The following is an 18,653-nucleotide window of genomic DNA, read 5'->3' on the forward strand; positions in this document are numbered from 1 at the left end:
CATCGCCGACAATCGTCGTGATGGACTTCCACCCCGAACCCCCGTACCACCACGGACAGCCGCCGCGCACGGCGGTGCTGCTGGTGGCCCTGGGCACGCCCGAGGCGCCCACCGCGCCGGCGCTGCGCAGCTACCTGCGTCAGTTCCTCAGCGACCCACGCGTGGTCGAGATCCCGAACCCGTGGTGGTGGCTGATCCTGCACGGCGTCATCCTGCGCAAGCGGCCGGCCGAGTCGGCGGCCAAGTACGCCACCGTGTGGACGCCCGAGGGCTCGCCGCTGGCCGTGTGGACCGACAAGCAGGCCAAGCTGCTCGGCGGCTACCTCGGCGCGCGCGGCCACCGCGTGCTGGTGCGCCACGCGATGCGCTACGGCGAGCCGTCGGTGGCGCGCGTGCTCGACGAGCTCAAGGCGCAGGGCGTGCGGCGCGTGCTCGTGCTGCCGCTGTACCCGCAGTACGCGGCAGCCACCACCGCCAGCGTCGTCGACGCGGTCGGCGCGTGGGCACGCCACGTGCGCCAGCTGCCCGAGCTGCGCTTCGTCGCGCGCTTCCACGACGACGCCGGCTACATCGACGCGCTTGCGCGCCGCGTGCTCGACCACTGGCAGGCGCACGGCCGCGGCGAGCGGCTGCTGCTGTCGTTCCACGGCGTGCCGCACCGCACGCTGATGCTCGGCGACCCGTACCACTGCGAGTGCCGCAAGACGGCGCGCCTGCTCGGCGAGCGCCTCGGGCTGTCGCCCGACGACGTCGTCGTCGCGTTCCAGAGCCGCTTCGGCAAGGCGCGCTGGCTCGAGCCGTACACCGAGCCGACGCTGCGCCAGCTCGCCGCGCAGGGCGTCAGGCGCGTCGACGTGATATGCCCCGGCTTCGTCGCCGACTGCCTCGAGACGCTGGAAGAAATCGCCGGCGAGGCCAAACAGGCCTTCCTGCACGCCGGCGGCCGCGAGTTTCACTACATCGCGTGCCTGAACGACCGCCCCGAGTGGATCGCCGCGCTGGCCGACATCGCCACGCGCCACTTGCAGGGCTGGGACACGACCAGCCCGCCCGACGAGGCGGCGCTGCGGCGGCAGCGCGAGCTGGCGCTGGCGTTGGGCGCGAAGGACTGAGCGTGCCGATGGTCCGGCCCGCCGACGCGCCGCGCGACACCGCCGCCGACCACGGCCACCCCGCGGGCCGTGTGCGCCTGGACAAGTGGCTGTGGGCCGCGCGCTGGTTCAAGACGCGCAGCTTGGCCGCCGACGAAGTCGAGCGCGGACGCGTGCTCGTCAACGGCGCGCCGGCCAAACCGGCGCGCGACGTCAAGCCCGGCGACGTGCTGACGATCCGCCAGGGCGACGTGCGCCGCGAGGTGCGCGTCGTCGCGCTGGCGACGGTGCGGGGCCCGGCGCCGGTGGCGCAGGCGCTGTACGAGGAAACGCCGGCCAGCGTGCAGGCGCGCCGCGAGGCCGCCGAGCGGCGCCGCCAGGGCGTCGAGCCGGCGCTGGCGATCACCCACGGCCGCCCGACCAAGCACGACCGGCGTGAGCTGACGCGCGTCAAGGCGTCGTGGCAGCGCTGGAGCGCGTCGCTCGACGGCGACTGACGCGCCGCGCCGCCGCGGCGCCGGCCCTTGAAATCCCTGCCGCCGTCCCCACTTCGCCGCTGTCCGTTCGTTTCTGTCAACGACTCGCCCACCGACCGCCCCAGCCCACACGATGAATTCCAACGAACCGAGCCCGGCCGCCGCCGAGGGCCCCGCCGCCGCCGAGTCCGCCGCCTCGCCCGAGGCGCGGCTGGCCGAACTGGAGGCCAAGCACGCCGAGATGGCCGACGCCTACCTGCGCGCGAAAGCCGAAGTCGAGAACACCCGCCGCCGCGCCGAGGAAGAGATCGCCAAGGCGCGCAAGTACGCCGTCGAGTCGTTCGCCGAGAGCCTGCTGCCGGTGCGCGACAGCCTCGAGGCGGCGATCGCCAACGCCAACGCCACCCCCGAGCAGGTGCTCGAGGGCGTGCACGCGACGCTGCGCCAGCTCGTGGCCGCGCTCGAGCGCAACAAGGTCGTCGAGGTCAACCCGCCGGTGGGCACCAAGTTCGACCCGCACCAGCACCAGGCGATCAGCGTCGTGCCCGCCGACCAGGAGCCCAACACCGTCGTCGCGGTGCTGCAAAAGGGCTACCTGATCGCCGACCGCGTGCTGCGCCCGGCGCTCGTCACCGTCGCCGCCGCGAAATGACGCCAGCGGCACGCGGGGCTTGAAAGCCCGTGCCGCAGCCGCAACTCACCGACATCCAAATTCCGCATCCAGGAGTCCAACGACATGGGAAAGATCATCGGCATCGACCTCGGCACCACGAACTCGTGCGTGGCCATCATGGAAGGCAACACGCCGAAGGTGATCGAGAACAGCGAGGGCGCGCGCACGACGCCGTCGATCGTCGCCTACCAGGAGGACGGTGAGATCCTCGTCGGCGCCAGCGCCAAGCGCCAGGCGGTCACGAACCCGAAGAACACGCTGTTCGCCGTCAAGCGCTTGATCGGACGCAAGTTCACCGAGAAGGAAGTGCAGAAGGACATCGACCTGATGCCCTACAAGATCGTGCCCGCCGACAACGGTGACGCGTGGGTCGAGGTGCGCGGCAAGAAGCTCGCGCCGCCGCAGGTCAGCGCCGAAGTGCTGCGCAAGATGAAGAAGACCGCCGAGGACTACCTCGGCGAGCCGGTGACCGAAGCCGTCATCACAGTGCCGGCGTACTTCAACGACAGCCAGCGCCAGGCGACGAAGGACGCCGGCCGCATCGCCGGGCTGGAAGTCAAGCGCATCATCAACGAGCCGACGGCGGCCGCGCTCGCGTTCGGCCTCGACAAGGCCGGCAAGGGTGACCGCAAGATCGCCGTCTACGACCTCGGCGGCGGCACGTTCGACATCTCCATCATCGAGATCGCCGACGTCGACGGCGAGAAGCAGTTCGAGGTGCTGTCGACCAACGGCGACACGTTCCTCGGCGGCGAGGACTTCGACCAGCGCATCATCGACTACATCGTCACCGAGTTCAAGAAGGAACAGGGCGTCGACCTGACGAAGGACGTGCTCGCGCTGCAGCGGCTGAAGGAAGCCGCCGAGAAGGCCAAGATCGAGCTGTCGAACACGACGCAGACCGACATCAACCTGCCGTACATCACGGCCGACGCGAGCGGGCCGAAGCACCTGAACATCAAGCTCACGCGCGCCAAGCTCGAGGCCCTCGTCGAGGACCTGATCGAGCGCACGATCGAGCCGTGCCGCATCGCGATCAAGGACGCCGGCATCAAGACGAGCGACATCGACGACGTGATCCTCGTCGGCGGCATGACGCGCATGCCCAAGGTGCAGGAGAAGGTCAAGGAGTTCTTCGGCAAGGAGCCGCGCAAGGACGTCAACCCCGACGAGGCGGTGGCGATCGGCGCCGCGATCCAGGGCCAGGTGCTCGGCGGCGAGCGCAAGGACGTGCTGCTACTCGACGTCACGCCGCTGTCGCTGGGCATCGAGACGCTGGGCGGCGTGATGACCAAGATGATCAAGAAGAACACCACGATCCCGACCAAGTTCAGCCAGGTGTTCTCGACCGCCGACGACAACCAGCCGGCGGTGACGATCAAGGTCTACCAGGGCGAGCGCGAGATGGCCGCGGGCAACAAGTGCCTGGGCGAGTTCAACCTCGAGGGCATCCCGCCGGCGCCGCGCGGCGTGCCGCAGATCGAGGTCACGTTCGACATCGACGCCAACGGCATCCTGCACGTCAGCGCCAAGGACAAGGGCACCGGCAAGGAGAACAAGATCACGATCAAGGCCAACTCGGGCCTGACCGAGGCCGAGATCGAGAAGATGGTCAAGGACGCCGAGCTCAACGCCGCCGAGGACCACCGGAAGTTCGAGCTCGCGCAGGCGCGCAACCAGGCCGACGCGATGGTGCACAGCGTGCGCAAGAGCCTGGCCGAGCACGGTGACAAGCTCGACGCCGGCGAGAAGGAGAAGATCGAGGCGGCGCTGAAGGACGCCGAGGCGGCGATCAAGGGCGACGACAAGGCCGAGATCGAGAAGAAGACCGAGGCGCTGATGGCGGCCAGCCAGAAGCTCGGCGAGAAGATGTACGCCGACGCGCAGGCGGCAGCCGGCGCGGCGGGTGCCGCCGGCGCGCAGGAGCAGCCGCAGTCCAAGCCGGCCGACGACAACGTCGTCGACGCCGAGTTCAAGGAAGTCAAGAAGTGACCTCCGGCACGGCCCTCACGGGCCGGCCGGACGTCGTCGCCGCGCTGGGGTGACGCGCCGCGTCGTCACCCCCGCGCGGCGGTTCCGTTTCTGAACCTCGCATCGCTTTCCCATGGCAGCCAAGCGCGACTACTACGAGGTCCTGGGCGTTGCGCGCAACGCCTCCGACGACGACATCAAGAAGGCCTACCGCAAGCTGGCCATGAAGTACCACCCTGACCGCAACCAGGGTGACGAGGCGAAGAAGGCCGAGGAGAAGTTCAAGGAGGCCAAGGAAGCCTACGAGATGCTCTCCGACCCGCAAAAGCGTGCCGCGTACGACCAGTTCGGCCACGCCGGCGTCGACCCGAACATGGGCATGGGCCGCGGCGGGCCGGGCCCCGACGGTTTCGGCGGCTTCGCCGAGGCGTTCGGCGACATCTTCGGCGACCTGTTCGGCGCGGCCGGCGGGCGCCGAGGCGGCAAGCAGGTCTACCGCGGCAGCGACCTGAGCTACGCGATGGAAATCACGCTCGAGGAGGCCGCGCACGGCAAGGAGACGCAGATCCGCATCCCGAGCTGGGACAACTGCGAGACCTGCCACGGCAGCGGCGCCAAGCCCGGCACCAGCCCGAAGACCTGCCCGTCGTGCGGCGGCTCGGGCACGGTGCACCTGCGCCAGGGCTTCTTCAGCATCCAGCAGACCTGCCCGCACTGCCACGGCAGCGGCAAGATCATCCCCGAGCCGTGCCCGTCGTGCGGCGGCGCGGGCAAGATCAAGAAGCAGAAGACGCTCGAGGTCAAGATCCCGGCCGGCATCAACGAGGGCATGCGCATCCGCTCGGCCGGCAACGGCGAGCCGGGCACCAACGGCGGCCCGCCGGGCGACCTGTACATCGAGATCCGCATCAAGCCGCACGACGTCTTCGAGCGCGACGGCGACGACCTGCACTGCACCGTGCCGGTCGGGCTGACGACGGCCGCGCTCGGCGGCACGATCGAGGTGCCCACGCTCGGCGGCAAGGCCGAGATCGAGCTGCCCGAGGGCACGCAGCACGGCAAGACCTTCCGCCTGCGCGGCAAGGGCATCAAGGGGCTGCGCTCGAGCTACCCCGGTGACCTGTACTGCCACATCGCGGTCGAGACGCCGGTCAAGCTGACCGAGCACCAGAAGAAGCTGCTGCGCGAGCTCGACGAGAGCTTCCGCAAGGGCGGCGACCGGCACTCGCCCAACGCCAAGAGCTGGACCGACCGCGTCAAGGATCTGTTCAAGTAGGCGAGCCGCCGGCGCGCGTGTCGGCGGCGCGCGCGGCTCAAGTCCCGCGCCGCGGGGCCGATAGAGCGGCGATGGCCCCTGCCCCATCGACCGTCACCGCGCGCCCGAGCGGCGTGCCCGCGCGCGCATGAAAGCGGTCGACCGCGACATCGCGCAGGCCAAGGCGCTGCTCGTCGACCCGAACCCGACGTCGCGCAGCATCATGGCCGCGCAGCTGCGAGACATCGGCGTGGGCAGCGTCACGCAGTGCGGGCGGCTGCTCGATGCGCGGCGCATGCTCGAGCACCGCACGTTCGACATCGTGCTGTGCGAGAGCCACTTCCCGGGCGAAACGACGAGGGGGCAGCAGTTGCTCGACGACCTGCGCCGCGCGCAGCTGCTGCCGTTCTCGACCGTGTTCGTGATGATCACGGCCGAGGCCACCTACGACAAGGTCGCCGAGGCGGCCGAGGCTGCGCTCGACAGCTACCTGCTCAAGCCGCACACCGCCGCCGCGCTGGCCGAGCGCGTGCAGCAGGCGCGCGCGCGCAAGAAGGCGCTGCACGACATCTTCGGCGCCATCGAGGCCGGCGACCTCGAGCTCGCCGCGCAGCGCTGCATGACGCGCTTCCAGGAGCGCGCGCCGTACTGGCTGTACGCCGCGCGCATCGGCGCCGAACTGCTGCTGCGTCTGTCGCGCCCCGACGCGGCGCAGAAGCTGTACGAGGCCGTGATCGCCGCCAAGACGCTGCCGTGGGCGCGGCTGGGCGTCGCGCGCGCGCTGGCCGACGGCGGCGCGGTCGGCAGCGCGCTGCGCACGCTCGAGGCGCTGATCGCCGACGAGCCCGCCTACGCCGACGCCTACGACGTGATGGGGCGCCTGCAGTTCGAACAGGGCCAGGTCGACGCGGCGATGGCCACGTTCCGCCAGGCTGCCGAGCTGACGCCGTCGTCGGTCGGGCGGCTGCAGAAGCACGGCGTGCTCGCGTTCTATGCGGGCGAGCTCGCCGACGCCGCGCGCGCGCTCGAGCGCGCCGTCGCGCTGGGCACCGGCTCGCGCCAGTTCGACGCGCAGACGCTGGTGCTGCTGGGCTTCCTGCGCCTGGCCGAGCGCGACGGCAAGGGGCTGCAGCGCTGCCTCGAACACGTCGAGCATCTGGCCACGCGCGACGGTGCCGACTCCGTGCGGCTGGGCCGCTTCACGCAGGTGCTGCGGGTGCTGCAGGCGCTGCTGCGCAAACAGCTCGCCGACGCCGTCGCGCGCATCAAGCGCATCGTCGACGACAGCGCGAACGACGACTTCGACGTCGAGGCCGCCTGCAACCTGCTGACGACGCTGGCGCACCTGGGCACGGCCGAGATCGAGCTGCCCGACGTCGACGCGTGGGTCGACGCCGTCGCGCTGCGCCACTGTGCGTCCAAGGGCGTCACCGAGCTGCTCGCGCGCGCCGCCGCGCACCACCCGCCGCTGGCCGAGCGCGTGCGCGCCGGCCATGCCCGCGTGCTCGCGCTGGCCGAGGCGGCGATGGCGCACAAAGTGGCCGGCGACGTCGGCGCCACGGTGCGCGAGCTGCTCGCGCACACCGAGCGCACGCGCAACCCCAAGCTGCTCGAGACGGCGGCGATGACGCTCAAGCGCTACCGCGACGACATCACCGAGGCCGACGCGCTGCAGCGCCGGCTCGACCTGCTGCGCCCGCGCGTCGGCCGCGTGCCCGCCTTGCCGAGGCTGGGCGCCGAGGGCGGCCGGCAGGCCGGCGGCATCGCACTGCGCACCCCAGTCGCGGCCGCAGCGGCCACCGCGCCGGCGGCGCTGGCTTGAACGGCGCGCCTCAGAACAGGCTCGCCTGCCTCGCGTCGCGCGGCGACTCGGCCATCGGCTTGCGGAAGGCCGAGAAGTCCATCTCGATGCGCTGCCGGTTCAGCCCGAGCCGCGCCGCGGCTTTCGCGACGCGCTGGCGCAGCAGCTGCGCCCACACGCCCTGCCCCGTCATGCGGGTGCCGAAGCGCGCGTCGTTGTCGCGCCCGCCGCGCATCTCGCGGATGCGCGCCATCACGCGCGCCGCGCGCTCGGGGAAGTGGTGCTGCAGCCAGTCCTGGAACAGCGGGTTGACCTCCCACGGCAGCCGCAGCACGATGCTGAACGCGGCCTGCGCGCCGGCGGCCGCCGCCGCTTCGAGGATGCGCTCGACCTCGGGCTCATTGACGAACGGGATCACCGGCGACACGCTCACGCCCACCGGCACGCCGGCCTGCGCCAGCGTCGCGATCGTGCGCAGCCGGCGCTGCGGCGACGCGGCACGCGGCTCCATGATGCGCGCCAGCGCCGGATCCAGCGTCGTCAGCGACACGTAGACCGCCGCGCGCTTCGCGTGCGCCATCGGCGCGATCAGGTCCAGGTCGCGCTCGACGCCGGCCGACTTGGTGACGATCGCGAACGGGTGCGCGCAGCCGGCCAGCACCTCGATCACGCCGCGCGTGATGCGCAGCCGCCGCTCGGCCGGCTGGTAGGCGTCGGTCGCCGAGCCGATGTTGATCAGCGACGGCTCGTAGGCGCGGCTCGCCAGCGCCTCGCGCAGGCGCTCGGCGGCGTTGACCTTGGCGACGATGCGCGTCTCGAAGTCCAGCCCGGGCGACAGGTTCAGGTAGCCGTGCGTCGGCCGCGCGTAGCAGTAGATGCAGCCGTGCTCGCAGCCGCGGTACGGGTTGATCGACAGATCGAAACCGATGTCGGGCGAGTCGTTGCCCGACAGGATCGAGCCCACGTGCTGCTCGATGACGACCGTGCCCGGCGCCAGCCGCTCCTCGGTGGCCGCCTGCTCCAGCGTGCCCCAGCCGTCGTCGAAGGCCTCGCGTGCTTCACGCTCGAAGCGGTGCGCGATCGCCCAGCCGGTGCCGCGGCCTTTGCGGTGCAGGTGGATGGGAACGGCGGGCGGCGTGGCGGGGGTGGCGGGATGCATACTGTAAATATATACAGTATTTGTCCCTTGTGCCACCGTGCACCCGCTTTTGCGGCTGTTGCCGCGACGCTGGGCTACGTCACCCTGGCAACGTGCTTCTTGCCCGTTGGCGTGCGTTGCAGCTTGCCCTCGCACATCAACAAGCCCAGGACGCTGTACGAGAGATAGTCCTTGGACCCGCCGCCGTAGTCGCTGCGCAGGCCCAGCAAGCTCGCGGCATCGGCATTCGAAATACCTTCGGGATTGGCCTTCGCCAGTTCGAGGACCGCCTCCTTGATCAGGCTCAGACCCAGCTGAGCCTTCTCCTTCACGCCCGAAGGAACCACCACGCTCCTGCGCGCCTTTCTGGACAATCCGGCGGGAATCACGGTGTTGGTCAACAACCCGCCCGAATCGACGGTTCCGAAAGCTGCAATCAACTCGGCCTCGAGCCGTAATGCCTGCTGCTCGGTCAAGTGGTCGACGAGACGGGTGACCAGCACCTGGCGCCCGGAGGCTTCGATCTCGCGGATACGGGCACCCTTGCGCGTCCGATCGGGCTTGGTCAGGTGGTCGTGCGACCGCGTCCCGGTGCCCTTGCCGACGTAAAAGGGCAGCGCGGGAGAGGTGCGTGGATCCTTGAGCGCGTAGACGTAATAGGACGCATCTTCCATGGCTGTTGTCAATGCTGGCTCACGACAACTCCAGGGACGAGAACCTCATCAATACCCCCCTCCCCATGCCCCGGCGCCAGGTTCTCGAACCGCGTCAGCGGCTTCAGGAACGTCAGCTTGACCTCGCCGGTGGGGCCGTTGCGCTGCTTGCCGATGATGATCTCGGCCACGCCCGGCTCCTTGCTGTCCTTGTTGTAGTAGTCGTCGCGGTAGATGAACATGATGACGTCGGCGTCCTGTTCGATCGCGCCGGATTCGCGCAGGTCGCTCATCATCGGGCGCTTGTCGTTGCGCTGCTCGACGCTGCGGTTGAGCTGCGACAGCGCGATCACCGGGCACTGCAGCTCCTTGGCCAGCGCCTTCAGGCCGCGGCTGATCTCGCCGAGCTCAGTGGCGCGGTTCTCGTCGCCGCTGGCGCTGCCGCTCATCAGCTGCAGGTAGTCGACGACGATCAGCCCGAGCCGCCCGCACTGCCGCGCCTGCCGTCGCGCGCGTGCGCGCAGCTCGGCCGGGTTCAGCGCCGGTGTCTCGTCGATGAACACCGCGGCCTTGCTGAGCTTGTCGACGGCCTCGGTCAGCCGCGTCCACTCGTCGTCGCGCAGCGCGCCGGTGCGCAGGTGCTGCTGGTCGATGCGCCCGAGCGAACCCACCAGGCGCAGCGCGAGCTGCGAGGCGCCCATTTCCATCGAGAACACGACCACCGGCAGGCCCTCGTGCACGGCGACATGCTCGGCGATGTTCAGCGCGAAGGCCGTCTTGCCCATCGACGGCCGCGCCGCGAGCACGATCAGGTCGCCCGGCTGCAGGCCGGCGGTCTTGCGGTCGAGCTCGTAGAAGCCGGTGCGCACGCCGGTGACTTCCTCGGCGCCGTTCTCGGCCAGTTCGGTGACGCGGTCGATCAGCTGCATCACCAGCTGGTCCATGCTCTGGAAGCCCTGCTTGGTGCGCGAGCCCTCCTCGCCGATCTTGAAGATGCGGCTCTCGGCCTCGTCGAGGATCGTCGAGACGCTGCGCCCCTGCGGATTGAACGCGCTGGTGGCGATCTCTTCGCTGGCTTCGATCAGGCCGCGCAGGATCGCGCGCTCGCGCACGATCTCGGCGTAGCGGCGCAGGTTCGCGGCGCTGGGCACGCTCTGCGCCAGCGCGTTGAGGTAGGCCAGCCCGCCGCACTCGTCGGCCTTGCCCTGCATCTGCAGCTGCTCGTAGACGGTGATCACGTCGGCCGGCTTGCTGGCGTTGATCAGCGCGCCGATGGCGCCGTAGATCACGCGGTGCTCCCAGCGGTAGAAGTCGGAATCGCGCAGAAGGTCGGCGGCGCGGTCCCACGCGCCGTTGTCGAGCAGCAGGCCGCCGAGCACGCTCTGCTCGGCCTCGATCGAGTGCGGCGGCACGCGCAGTCGCGCGACCTCGTCGTCGCGGGCGTGGTCGCGCGCCGTCTCGCGGGGAGCCTGGGCGGCGTTCAGGGTGCGTTCGGTCATTGGTTGGTCCTCGTCGGCGCATCGTAGGGCATCGCCGCCGCCGCGGCGGTGGACGACGCTGTGCACAACCGGTGCACGGTGGTGGACAAGCGCGGCGCCCCAAACGGCGACGGGCCGGCAAGGCCGGCCCGTCGCAGGGGAGTCGGTGCGATGCGGCTCAGTCGGCCTCGGGGACGACCTGCACCGTGATGTCGACGACGACGTCGTGGTGCACCGCGATCTGCACCGGGAATTCGCCCACCGCCTTCAGCGGGCCGTGCGGCATGCGCACCTGCGCCTTGCGCACCTCCAGCCCCTGGCGGGTCAGCGAGTCGGCGATGTCGGCGTTGGTGACCGAGCCGAACAGGCGGCCGTCGACGCCGGCCTTCTGCGCGATGCGCACGGTCTTGCCGGCGAGCTTCTCGCCCAGCGCCTGCGCCGCGGCGAGCTTGTCGGCGGCGATCTTTTCCAGTTCGGCGCGCTTGGCCTCGAACTCCTTGATCGCCGCTTCGGTGGCGCGGCGCGCCTGCTTGGTCGGGATCAGGTAGTTGCGGGCGTAGCCGTCCTTGACCTTGACGATGTCGCCCAGGTTGCCCAGGTTGGCGACCTTCTCGAGCAGGATGACTTGCATGGGGATCTCCTCGTCAGGCCTTGTGCTGGTCGGTGTACGGCAGCAGCGCGAGGAAGCGCGCGCGCTTGATCGCCGTGCCGAGCTGGCGCTGATAGAACGCGCGCGTGCCCGTCAGGCGCGCCGGCGTGATCTTGCCGTTCTCGCCGATGAAATCGCGCAGCGTGTCGACGTCCTTGTAGTCGATCTCCTCGACGCCCGCGACGGTGAAGCGGCAGAACTTCTTGCGCTTGAACAGCAGCGACTGCTGGCTGCGCTTGGGCTTGCGGTCCTTGCCGAACTTGCCCTTGCCTCGTGATGTGGCCATGACTTTCTCCTGGATGCGTTTGCGAGAGGCCCCGCCCAGCGGGGCCCGTGCGGTTCATTCGATGCCGTCGACCGTGGTGACGTGGAACACGACGCCGCGCCCGTTGCGCGCCCTGGCGAGGAATCCGGCGAATCCGGCCTCGGTGCCCAGCGGCAGCTGCGCGAGCCGCTGCGCCAACTCCCCCAGCGCCACCGCGCGCACCTCGAGCGCGACGCGCCGCGGGTGCCCGGCTTCGGTGACCTGCGACTCGTGCTTCAGGCCCAGGTCGCAGGCCGGCGTGCCGGCGGGGGTGTAGCGCAGCGCCGAGCGCTCGACCAGTTGCGCCTGCAGCAGCAGCCGGTTCATGCGCGCGGCGGCGTGCGCGTCGTCAGGCCGAGGCCTCCTGCTGCGCCTTGCGCGCTTCCTCGCGCTCGACGGCCTTCATCATCACCGACGGCGCCGTCTCGGCCTTGCTCTTGGCCACCGTCAGGTGGCGCAGCACGGCGTCGTTGAAGCGGAAGCCCGTCTCGAGCTCCTCGAGCACGTCCTTGCCGCACTCGATGTTCAGGCACAGGTAGTGCGCCTTCGCGAGCTTCTGGATCTGGTAGGCCAGCTGGCGGCGGCCCCAGTCCTCGACGCGGTGCACCTTGCCGCCGCCGTTGGTCACCAGCGACTTGTAGCGTTCCAGCATCGCCGGAACCTGCTCGCTCTGATCCGGATGGATCAGCAGCACGATCTCGTAATGACGCATCAGGTGTTCTCCTCGTGGGTTTCGCCGCCCGGCACCGTGCCGCGCTGGCGCGAAAGCCGCTCCGGTGCGTCACACAGCCGGCGGCGGCAAGGGAAAGCCCGTGATTATAGGAGGAAAACAGGGTGGCATCCCACGGGACGCCACCCTGTCCGCGGAGGGGGCGGTCGGCGTGCGCGGCGCTCAGCGCACGTGCGCCAGCCGCTTCCAGGTCTCGATGACGCTGTCGGGGTTCAGCGAGATCGAGACGATGCCTTCCTGCGCCAGCCAGTCGGCGAAGTCCGGGTGGTCGCTCGGCCCCTGGCCGCAGATGCCGACATACTTACCGGTCGCGCGGCAGGCGGCGATCGCGCGCGAGATCAGCGCCTTGACGGCCGGATCGCGCTCGTCGAAGTCGTCGGCGAGCTGCTCGAGGCCCGAGTCGCGGTCCAGACCGAGCGTGAGCTGCGTCAGGTCGTTCGAGCCGATCGACATGCCGTCGAAGTACTCGAGGAACTGCTCGGCGAGGATCGCGTTGCTCGGCACCTCGCACATCATGATCAGCCTCAGGCCGTTCTCGCCGCGCTTGAGGCCGCGCTCGGCGAGCATCTCGCCGACGCGCCTGGCCTGCTTGAGCGTGCGCACGAACGGCACCATGATCTCGACGTTGGTCAGCCCCATGTCGTTGCGCACGCGCTTGAGCGCCTCACACTCCATCGCGAAGGCGTCGCTGAAGTCGGCGTTGATGTAGCGCGACGCGCCGCGGAAGCCCAGCATCGGGTTCTCCTCGTCGGGCTCGTAGCGGCTGCCGCCGATCAGCTTGCGGTACTCGTTGCTCTTGAAGTCGCTCAGCCGCACGATCACCGGCTTGGGCCAGAACGCCGCGGCGATCGTCGCGATGCCCTCGGCGAGCTTGTCGACGTAGAACGCGCGCGGGCTCGCGTGGCCGCGCGCGACCGATTCGACGGCCTTTTTCAGGTCGAGGTCGATGTTCGGGTAGTCGAGGATCGCCTTGGGGTGCACGCCGATGTTGTTGTTGATGATGAACTCGAGCCGCGCCAGGCCGACACCCGAGTTCGGCATCTGCGCGAACTCGAACGCGAGCTGCGGGTTGCCGACGTTCATCATGATCTTGACCGGGCAGTACGGCAGCTCCTCGCGCGCGACCTCGGTGACTTCCATCTCGAGCACGCCGTCGTAGACGAACCCGGTGTCGCCCTCGGCGCAGCTGACGGTGACCAGCGCGCCGTCGTGCAGCGCGTCGGTCGCGTGGCCGCAGCCGACCACCGCCGGGATGCCGAGCTCGCGCGCGATGATCGCGGCGTGGCAGGTGCGCCCGCCGCGGTTGGTGACGATCGCCGCAGCGCGCTTCATCACCGGCTCCCAGTTCGGGTCGGTCATGTCGGCGACGAGCACATCGCCCGGCTGGACCTTGTCCATCTCGGCCAGGTTGTGCACGACGCGCACCGGCCCGGTGCCGATCTTCTGGCCGATCGCGCGGCCCTCGGCGAGCACGGTGCGGTCCTTGCCGGCCTTGAGCTTGTAGCGGTGCTCGACCTTGGCCTGGCTCTTCACCGTCTCGGGCCGCGCCTGCAGGATGTAGAGCTTGCCGTCGACGCCGTCCTTGCCCCACTCGATGTCCATCGGGCGGCCGTAGTGCTGCTCGATGATCAGCGCATAGCGGGCGAGCTCGATCACGTCGGCGTCCGACAGGCTGTAGCGGTTGCGCTGCTCGGGCGGCGTGTCGACCGTCTTGACCAGCTTGCCGGTGGCCGCCTTCTCCTCGGGCGTCGAGAACACCATGCGGATCAGCTTGCTGCCGAGGTTGCGGCGGATGATCGGGTACTTGCCGGCCTTCAGCGCCGGCTTGTGGACGTAGAACTCGTCGGGGTTGACGGCGCCCTGCACCACCGTCTCGCCGAGCCCGTAGCTGGCGGTGATGAAGACGACGTCCTGGAAGCCGCTCTCGGTGTCGATCGTGAACATCACGCCGGCCGCACCCTGGTCGGAGCGCACCATGCGCTGCACGCCGGCCGACAGCGCGACGTCGGAGTGCGCGAAGCCCTTGTGCACGCGGTAGGCGATCGCGCGGTCGTTGTACAGCGACGCGAAGACCTCCTTCATCTTGTGCAGCACGTCGTCGATGCCGACGACGTTGAGGAAGGTCTCCTGCTGGCCGGCGAACGACGCGTCGGGCAGGTCCTCGGCGGTGGCCGACGAGCGCACCGCGAACGACGCCTGCGGGTCGCCGGCCGCGAGGCGCTCGAACTCGGCGCGCACCGCGGCCTCGAGCTCGGGCGGGAACGGCGCGTCGACGACCCACTGGCGGATCTCGGCGCCGGCCTCCGCGAGCGCGCGCACGTCGTCGACGTTCAGGCTCGCCAGCCGCTGCTGGATCTTGGCCGTCAGCCCGCTTTGCTGCAGGAACTGCCGGAACGCGTGCGCGGTCGTCGCGAAGCCGCCGGGCACCCGAACGCCCGAGGCGGCCAGTTGGCTGATCATTTCGCCGAGCGAGGCGTTCTTGCCGCCCACCGACTCGACGTCGGTCATTCTCAGCTGTTCGAACGGGACGACCAGGGCGGTCGCCAGTGGGGTCGATGACATGGGAAGACTCCGTGATGACGAGAAACCGGGGCCATCGACCGGCCAGCGCGCGCCGCCGCCACCGTCGGGTGGAGTTGGAGTGATGCGGGGTGGGGGGCCATGCGCGCTTCGACGGCGTTTGTGACGATTCTAAGAAGGATTGCCTATGATGGGCGCGCTTCCTCCCCGGCCGTCGCCCCCGACCCACCCGTTCAGATGCCCAACCGCAGCGTCTTCTACGTCTCCGACGGCACCGGCATCACCGCCGAGACCTTCGGCAACTCGATCCTGGCGCAGTTCCCGATCAAGCCGCGGCACATCCGCCGCCCGTTCATCGACACCGTCGACAAGGCGTGGCAGGTGCGCCGCGAGATCAACGAGGCGGCCGAGCGCGAGGGCAAGCGCCCGATCGTGTTCATCACGCTGGTCGAGGACGAGATCCGCGCCGTGCTCGACCACCCCGACTGCAAGGGGCTGGTGATGGACATGTTCCGCACCTTCGTCGAGCCGCTGGAGGCCGAACTGCAGGTCAAGTCGAACCACCGCATCGGGCGCTTCTCCGACGTCGCCAAGAGCGAGCAGTACCACGAGCGCATCGAGGCGATCAACTTCGCGCTGCAGCACGACGACGGCCAGTCGGCGCGCAGCCTCGACGAGTCCGACGTGATCCTGATCGGCGTCAGCCGCAGCGGCAAGACGCCGACGTCGCTGTACCTGGCAATGCAGCACGGCATCAAGGCGGCCAACTACCCGCTGATCCCCGACGACTTCGAGCGCGGTCAGCTCCCGGCCACGCTGGCCCCGTTCAAGCGCAAGTGCTTCGGTCTGACGATCGACCCCGAGCGCCTGGCGCAGATCCGCCACGAGCGCCGGCCGAACAGCAAGTACGCGTCGATCGAGAACTGCCGCTACGAGGTGCGCGCTGCCGAGGCGATGATGAAGCGCGAGGGCATCGCGTGGCTGAGCTCGACGCACAAGTCGATCGAGGAGATCGCCACGACGATCCTGCGCGACATCCGTCCGGACCGCCTGATCTACTGACGCCGCCTGCGAGGGGTCTGCCACCGTGCGCGCCTCCCCGGTGCCCTGGCTCGACGACGACGCGCAGCCGCTGCCGCCGACGTCGCAGGCGCTCGGCCCCGGCAGCCTCGCGCCGGGGCTGCTGGCCGCCGGCGGGCGGCTGACGCTGGCGCGGCTGCGCGAGGCCTACGCGCACGGCGTGTTCCCGTGGTTCTCGCCCGGCCAGCCGCCGCTGTGGTGGGCGCCCGACCCGCGCATGGTGCTGCCGGTGGCCGAGTTCCGCCTCAGCCGCTCGCTGAAGAAGACGCTGCGCCGCTTCATCGCCGACCCCGCGTGCGAAGTGCGCATCGACAGCGCGTTCGACGACGTCATCGACGCCTGCGCGCACGTGCCGCGCGCCGGCCAGGACGGCACCTGGATCGTGCCCGAGATGATCTCGGCCTACACCGACTGGCACGCCGAGGGCGAGGTGCACAGCGTCGAGTGCTGGATCGACGGGCGGCTGGCCGGCGGGCTGTACGGTGTCGCGCTCGGGCGCATGTTCTTCGGCGAGTCGATGTTCGCGCACCGCACCGATGCGTCGAAGATCGCGCTGGCCGCGCTGGTGGCGTTCTGCCGCGCGAACGCGATCCCTTGGATCGACTGCCAGCAGAACACGACGCACCTGGCGTCGTTCGGCGCGCGCGAGGTCTCGCGCGCCGAGTTCGAGCGCCACCTGGCGCTCACCCTCGGGGCCGCGCCAGTCGCCGACTGGACCTATCATCGCTCGACCTGGGCGCAGCTCGGGCTCGACGCCGGCCCGCCCTGCCCGCACCCCGACACCGACGCGTGACGTACCCGAAAGAGCTCCCGCTCGCCTCGCTGCAGTTCTACGCCACGGCGCCCTACCCGTGCAGCTACCTGCCGGGCCGGCTCGCGCGCTCGCAGGTCGCCACGCCGAGCCACCTGATCCACGCCGACGCGTACTCGGGGCTCGTGGCCGCCGGGTTCCGCCGCTCCGGGCTGTTCACCTACCGCCCATACTGCGACGGCTGCCGCGCCTGCGTGCCGCTGCGCATCCCGGTCGACCGCTTCGCACCCAGCCGCAGCCAGCGTCGCGCCGCGAAGGCGCACGCGAACCTGAAGGCGCGCGTGCTGCGGCTGTGCTTCGTGCCCGAGCACTACCAGCTGTACCTGCGCTACCAGAGCGGTCGCCACGCCGGCGGCGGCATGGACCACGACAGCGTCGACCAGTACACCCAGTTCCTGCTGCAAAGCCGCGTCAACTCGCGGCTCGTCGAGTTCCGCGAGCCGGCCGCCGACGGCCAGCCCGGCGCGCTGAAGATGGTCGCGATCCTCGACATCCTCAACGACGGGCTGTCGGCGGTCTACACGTTCTACGAACCCGAGCCCGGTGCCAGCTACGGCACCTACGGCGTGCTGTGGCAGATCGCGCAGACGCGCCAGCTCAAGCTGCCGTACGTCTACCTCGGCTACTGGATCGCCGACAGCGCGAAGATGGCCTACAAGTCGCAGTTCCGTCCGCACGAAGTGCTCGTCGACGGGCGCTGGAGCCTGCGCGACTGACCCTTCGCCGCGGGGCGCACGCCGCGCCCTGCTACCCTGCCGGCCATGTCTGCGCCTCCAGCTGCCACCGCGGCGCCCGCCGCCCTCGTCGCACCGCACATCGTCGCGCTGTCGCTCGCGCTGCTGCTGGGGCTGCAGCCCGTCACGACCGACCTCTACCTGCCCGCGCTGCCGCTGCTGGCGGCCGACCTCGCCGCGCCGATGAGCGCGACGCAGCTGACGATGTCGGCGCTGATCCTCGCCTTCGGCCTCGCGCAGCTGGTCTGGGGCCCGGTGGCCGACCGCTGGGGCCGCCGGCCCGTGCTGCTGGGCAGCCTCGCGCTGTTCGTGCTGGCCAGCGTCGGCGCCGCGCTCGCGCCGTCGATCGGCGTGCTCGTGGGCTGGCGCGTCGCGCAGGGCGCGACGATGGCCGCCGCGGTGGTGTGTGCGCGCGCGATGGTGCGCGACCTGTACGAGCCGCACCAGGGCGCGCACGTGATGTCCAAGGGGCTGTCGGGGCTCGGGCTGATCGCGCTGTCGAGCCCGGTGCTCGGCGGCGTGCTCGCCGCGGCCAGCGGCTGGCGTGCGGCGCTGGCGGCCGTCGCGGCGATCGGGCTGGCCACGCTCGTCTTCGTCTGGCGCGCGCTGCCCGAGACGAACACGCGGCGCAACCCGCAGGCCACGCGCGTCGGGCCGCTGGCGCGCACCGCCGCCGGCGTGCTGCGCCACCCGACCTTCGTCGCGTGGGCCGTGCTCACGTCGTGCACCTACGGCGGGCTGTTCACGATCCTCGCGTCGTCGTCGTTCGTCTACATCCGCGTGCTCGGTCTCAGCCCGGCGGCGTACGGCATCGCGCTCGGTGCCGGTTCGGTGGCCTACTTGGCAGGTACCTTCGCATGCCGCCGCTGGCTGCCGCGCCACGGGCTGACGGGCACGGTGCGCCGCGGCGCACTGTTCTCGCTCGCCGGCGGGCTGGGCCTGAGCGCGGTCGCCTGGGCCGACGCCGCGACGGTGTGGACGGTGCTTGTGCCGCACTGCCTGTTCACGTTCGCGCACGGCATCCACCAGCCCTGCGGCCAGACCGGCGCCGTCGGCCCGTTCCCGCAGGCGGCCGGCGTCGCGTCGGCGCTCGCCGGCTTCGTGCTCGCGGTGACCGCGTTCGCGGTGGGCCTGTGGCTCGGCGTCGCGATCGACGACACCGTGCGCCCGATGGCCTACACGGTGGGCTTCTGGGCCGTGGCCACCGCGCTCGTCGCGTGGACGCTGGTGCAGCGCCACGGCGTGCCGCGCAGCGGCGCGCTGAGAGCGGCATGAGCGCGCCGCGCAGC

The 18,653-nt window shown here is 70.5% G+C and carries 18 protein-coding genes; 10 read left to right on the plus strand and 8 right to left on the minus strand.

The window, feature by feature from the left end; genetic code table 11:
- Nucleotides 1-20: 20 nt before the first annotated feature.
- From hemH to DRV96_RS02580, 6 genes are all read left to right on the plus strand, one after another.
- On the plus strand, nucleotides 21-1,112 hold the full coding sequence (hemH, locus tag DRV96_RS02555; RefSeq protein ID WP_119287348.1) for a ferrochelatase: 1,092 nt from the start codon (nucleotides 21-23) through the stop codon (nucleotides 1,110-1,112).
- Nucleotides 1,113-1,120: 8 nt separating this feature from the next.
- Nucleotides 1,121-1,588: an RNA-binding S4 domain-containing protein gene (locus DRV96_RS02560; RefSeq protein ID WP_119287479.1), complete on the plus strand. Its 468-nt coding sequence runs from the start codon at nucleotides 1,121-1,123 to the stop codon at nucleotides 1,586-1,588.
- Between the two features lie 112 nt (nucleotides 1,589-1,700).
- Entirely contained in the window at nucleotides 1,701-2,219 is a 519-nt protein-coding gene (gene grpE / locus DRV96_RS02565; protein ID WP_119287351.1) for a nucleotide exchange factor GrpE, read from the plus strand.
- A gap of 84 nt (nucleotides 2,220-2,303) precedes the next feature.
- Complete coding sequence (gene dnaK / locus DRV96_RS02570; protein WP_119287353.1) at nucleotides 2,304-4,232, plus strand: molecular chaperone DnaK; 1,929 nt, start codon at nucleotides 2,304-2,306, stop codon at nucleotides 4,230-4,232.
- A 112-nt stretch (nucleotides 4,233-4,344) separates the two neighbouring features.
- Nucleotides 4,345-5,487 carry a molecular chaperone DnaJ gene (dnaJ, locus tag DRV96_RS02575; protein ID WP_119287356.1) on the plus strand — a complete coding sequence of 381 codons (1,143 nt, stop codon included), beginning with the start codon at nucleotides 4,345-4,347 and terminating at the stop codon, nucleotides 5,485-5,487.
- A 127-nt stretch (nucleotides 5,488-5,614) separates the two neighbouring features.
- On the plus strand, nucleotides 5,615-7,288 hold the full coding sequence (locus tag DRV96_RS02580) for a response regulator (RefSeq protein ID WP_119287358.1): 1,674 nt from the start codon (nucleotides 5,615-5,617) through the stop codon (nucleotides 7,286-7,288).
- Nucleotides 7,289-7,298: 10 nt separating this feature from the next.
- Here DRV96_RS02580 and DRV96_RS02585 read toward each other — a convergent pair whose 3' ends face one another.
- From DRV96_RS02585 to ppsA, 8 genes are all read right to left on the minus strand, one after another.
- A complete protein-coding gene (locus DRV96_RS02585; RefSeq protein WP_119287360.1) occupies nucleotides 7,299-8,426 on the minus strand; it encodes a PA0069 family radical SAM protein in 1,128 nt (375 codons plus the stop codon).
- Nucleotides 8,427-8,500: 74 nt separating this feature from the next.
- Complete coding sequence (locus DRV96_RS02590) at nucleotides 8,501-9,079, minus strand: GIY-YIG nuclease family protein (RefSeq protein ID WP_119287362.1); 579 nt, start codon at nucleotides 9,077-9,079, stop codon at nucleotides 8,501-8,503.
- 8 nt (nucleotides 9,080-9,087) lie between these two features.
- Complete coding sequence (gene dnaB / locus DRV96_RS02595) at nucleotides 9,088-10,557, minus strand: replicative DNA helicase (protein WP_119287364.1); 1,470 nt, start codon at nucleotides 10,555-10,557, stop codon at nucleotides 9,088-9,090.
- A gap of 157 nt (nucleotides 10,558-10,714) precedes the next feature.
- Nucleotides 10,715-11,167, minus strand: a complete 453-nt coding sequence (gene rplI / locus DRV96_RS02600) for a 50S ribosomal protein L9 (protein ID WP_119287367.1) — start codon at nucleotides 11,165-11,167, stop codon at nucleotides 10,715-10,717.
- Nucleotides 11,168-11,180: 13 nt separating this feature from the next.
- Nucleotides 11,181-11,471 (minus strand): 30S ribosomal protein S18, encoded by a 291-nt coding sequence (rpsR, locus tag DRV96_RS02605; protein ID WP_119287370.1) that lies wholly within the window; start codon nucleotides 11,469-11,471, stop codon nucleotides 11,181-11,183.
- A gap of 54 nt (nucleotides 11,472-11,525) precedes the next feature.
- Nucleotides 11,526-11,816 carry a primosomal replication protein N gene (gene priB / locus DRV96_RS02610; RefSeq protein ID WP_119287372.1) on the minus strand — a complete coding sequence of 97 codons (291 nt, stop codon included), beginning with the start codon at nucleotides 11,814-11,816 and terminating at the stop codon, nucleotides 11,526-11,528.
- 22 nt (nucleotides 11,817-11,838) lie between these two features.
- Complete coding sequence (gene rpsF / locus DRV96_RS02615; protein ID WP_119287374.1) at nucleotides 11,839-12,201, minus strand: 30S ribosomal protein S6; 363 nt, start codon at nucleotides 12,199-12,201, stop codon at nucleotides 11,839-11,841.
- A 180-nt stretch (nucleotides 12,202-12,381) separates the two neighbouring features.
- Nucleotides 12,382-14,781, minus strand: coding sequence for a phosphoenolpyruvate synthase (gene ppsA, locus DRV96_RS02620; protein ID WP_119287376.1), 2,400 nt, complete (start codon nucleotides 14,779-14,781; stop codon nucleotides 12,382-12,384).
- A gap of 195 nt (nucleotides 14,782-14,976) precedes the next feature.
- Here ppsA and ppsR point away from each other — a divergent pair, with 195 nt between their 5' ends.
- From ppsR to DRV96_RS02640, 4 genes are read left to right on the plus strand one after another with little or no spacing between them, the layout of a single operon-like run.
- Complete coding sequence (gene ppsR, locus DRV96_RS02625; RefSeq protein ID WP_119287378.1) at nucleotides 14,977-15,801, plus strand: posphoenolpyruvate synthetase regulatory kinase/phosphorylase PpsR; 825 nt, start codon at nucleotides 14,977-14,979, stop codon at nucleotides 15,799-15,801.
- Nucleotides 15,802-15,826: 25 nt separating this feature from the next.
- The gene (aat, locus tag DRV96_RS02630) at nucleotides 15,827-16,612 is read left to right on the plus strand and encodes a leucyl/phenylalanyl-tRNA--protein transferase (protein ID WP_119287381.1); all 786 of its coding nucleotides are present in this window, start codon (nucleotides 15,827-15,829) and stop codon (nucleotides 16,610-16,612) included.
- Nucleotides 16,609-17,346: an arginyltransferase gene (locus DRV96_RS02635; RefSeq protein WP_119287384.1), complete on the plus strand. Its 738-nt coding sequence runs from the start codon at nucleotides 16,609-16,611 to the stop codon at nucleotides 17,344-17,346. Before aat ends, DRV96_RS02635 begins: the two co-directional genes overlap by 4 nt.
- A 45-nt stretch (nucleotides 17,347-17,391) precedes the next feature.
- The gene (locus tag DRV96_RS02640; protein WP_119287386.1) at nucleotides 17,392-18,639 is read left to right on the plus strand and encodes a Bcr/CflA family efflux MFS transporter; all 1,248 of its coding nucleotides are present in this window, start codon (nucleotides 17,392-17,394) and stop codon (nucleotides 18,637-18,639) included.
- Nucleotides 18,640-18,653 lie beyond the last annotated feature (14 nt).

This window comes from Azohydromonas sediminis (genome assembly GCF_003574675.1).
GTDB lineage: Bacteria > Pseudomonadota > Gammaproteobacteria > Burkholderiales > Burkholderiaceae_C > Calidifontimicrobium > Calidifontimicrobium sediminis.

Excerpts from the sequence above, each read along its gene's own strand:
- dnaB (WP_119287364.1), bottom strand. The coding sequence starts at position 10,557 with ATGACCGAACGCACCCTGAACGCCGCCCAGGCTCCCCGCGAGACGGCG.
- dnaJ (WP_119287356.1), top strand. The coding sequence starts at position 4,345 with ATGGCAGCCAAGCGCGACTACTACGAGGTCCTGGGCGTTGCGCGCAAC.
- rpsR (WP_119287370.1), bottom strand. The coding sequence starts at position 11,471 with ATGGCCACATCACGAGGCAAGGGCAAGTTCGGCAAGGACCGCAAGCCC.
- DRV96_RS02590 (WP_119287362.1), bottom strand. The coding sequence starts at position 9,079 with ATGGAAGATGCGTCCTATTACGTCTACGCGCTCAAGGATCCACGCACC.
- hemH (WP_119287348.1), top strand. The coding sequence starts at position 21 with ATGGACTTCCACCCCGAACCCCCGTACCACCACGGACAGCCGCCGCGC.
- grpE (WP_119287351.1), top strand. The coding sequence starts at position 1,701 with ATGAATTCCAACGAACCGAGCCCGGCCGCCGCCGAGGGCCCCGCCGCC.
- priB (WP_119287372.1), bottom strand. The coding sequence starts at position 11,816 with ATGAACCGGCTGCTGCTGCAGGCGCAACTGGTCGAGCGCTCGGCGCTG.
- DRV96_RS02560 (WP_119287479.1), top strand. The coding sequence starts at position 1,121 with ATGGTCCGGCCCGCCGACGCGCCGCGCGACACCGCCGCCGACCACGGC.
- ppsA (WP_119287376.1), bottom strand. The coding sequence starts at position 14,781 with ATGTCATCGACCCCACTGGCGACCGCCCTGGTCGTCCCGTTCGAACAG.
- DRV96_RS02585 (WP_119287360.1), bottom strand. The coding sequence starts at position 8,426 with ATGCATCCCGCCACCCCCGCCACGCCGCCCGCCGTTCCCATCCACCTG.
- DRV96_RS02640 (WP_119287386.1), top strand. The coding sequence starts at position 17,392 with ATGTCTGCGCCTCCAGCTGCCACCGCGGCGCCCGCCGCCCTCGTCGCA.
- dnaK (WP_119287353.1), top strand. The coding sequence starts at position 2,304 with ATGGGAAAGATCATCGGCATCGACCTCGGCACCACGAACTCGTGCGTG.
- DRV96_RS02580 (WP_119287358.1), top strand. The coding sequence starts at position 5,615 with ATGAAAGCGGTCGACCGCGACATCGCGCAGGCCAAGGCGCTGCTCGTC.
- rpsF (WP_119287374.1), bottom strand. The coding sequence starts at position 12,201 with ATGCGTCATTACGAGATCGTGCTGCTGATCCATCCGGATCAGAGCGAG.
- rplI (WP_119287367.1), bottom strand. The coding sequence starts at position 11,167 with ATGCAAGTCATCCTGCTCGAGAAGGTCGCCAACCTGGGCAACCTGGGC.
- ppsR (WP_119287378.1), top strand. The coding sequence starts at position 14,977 with ATGCCCAACCGCAGCGTCTTCTACGTCTCCGACGGCACCGGCATCACC.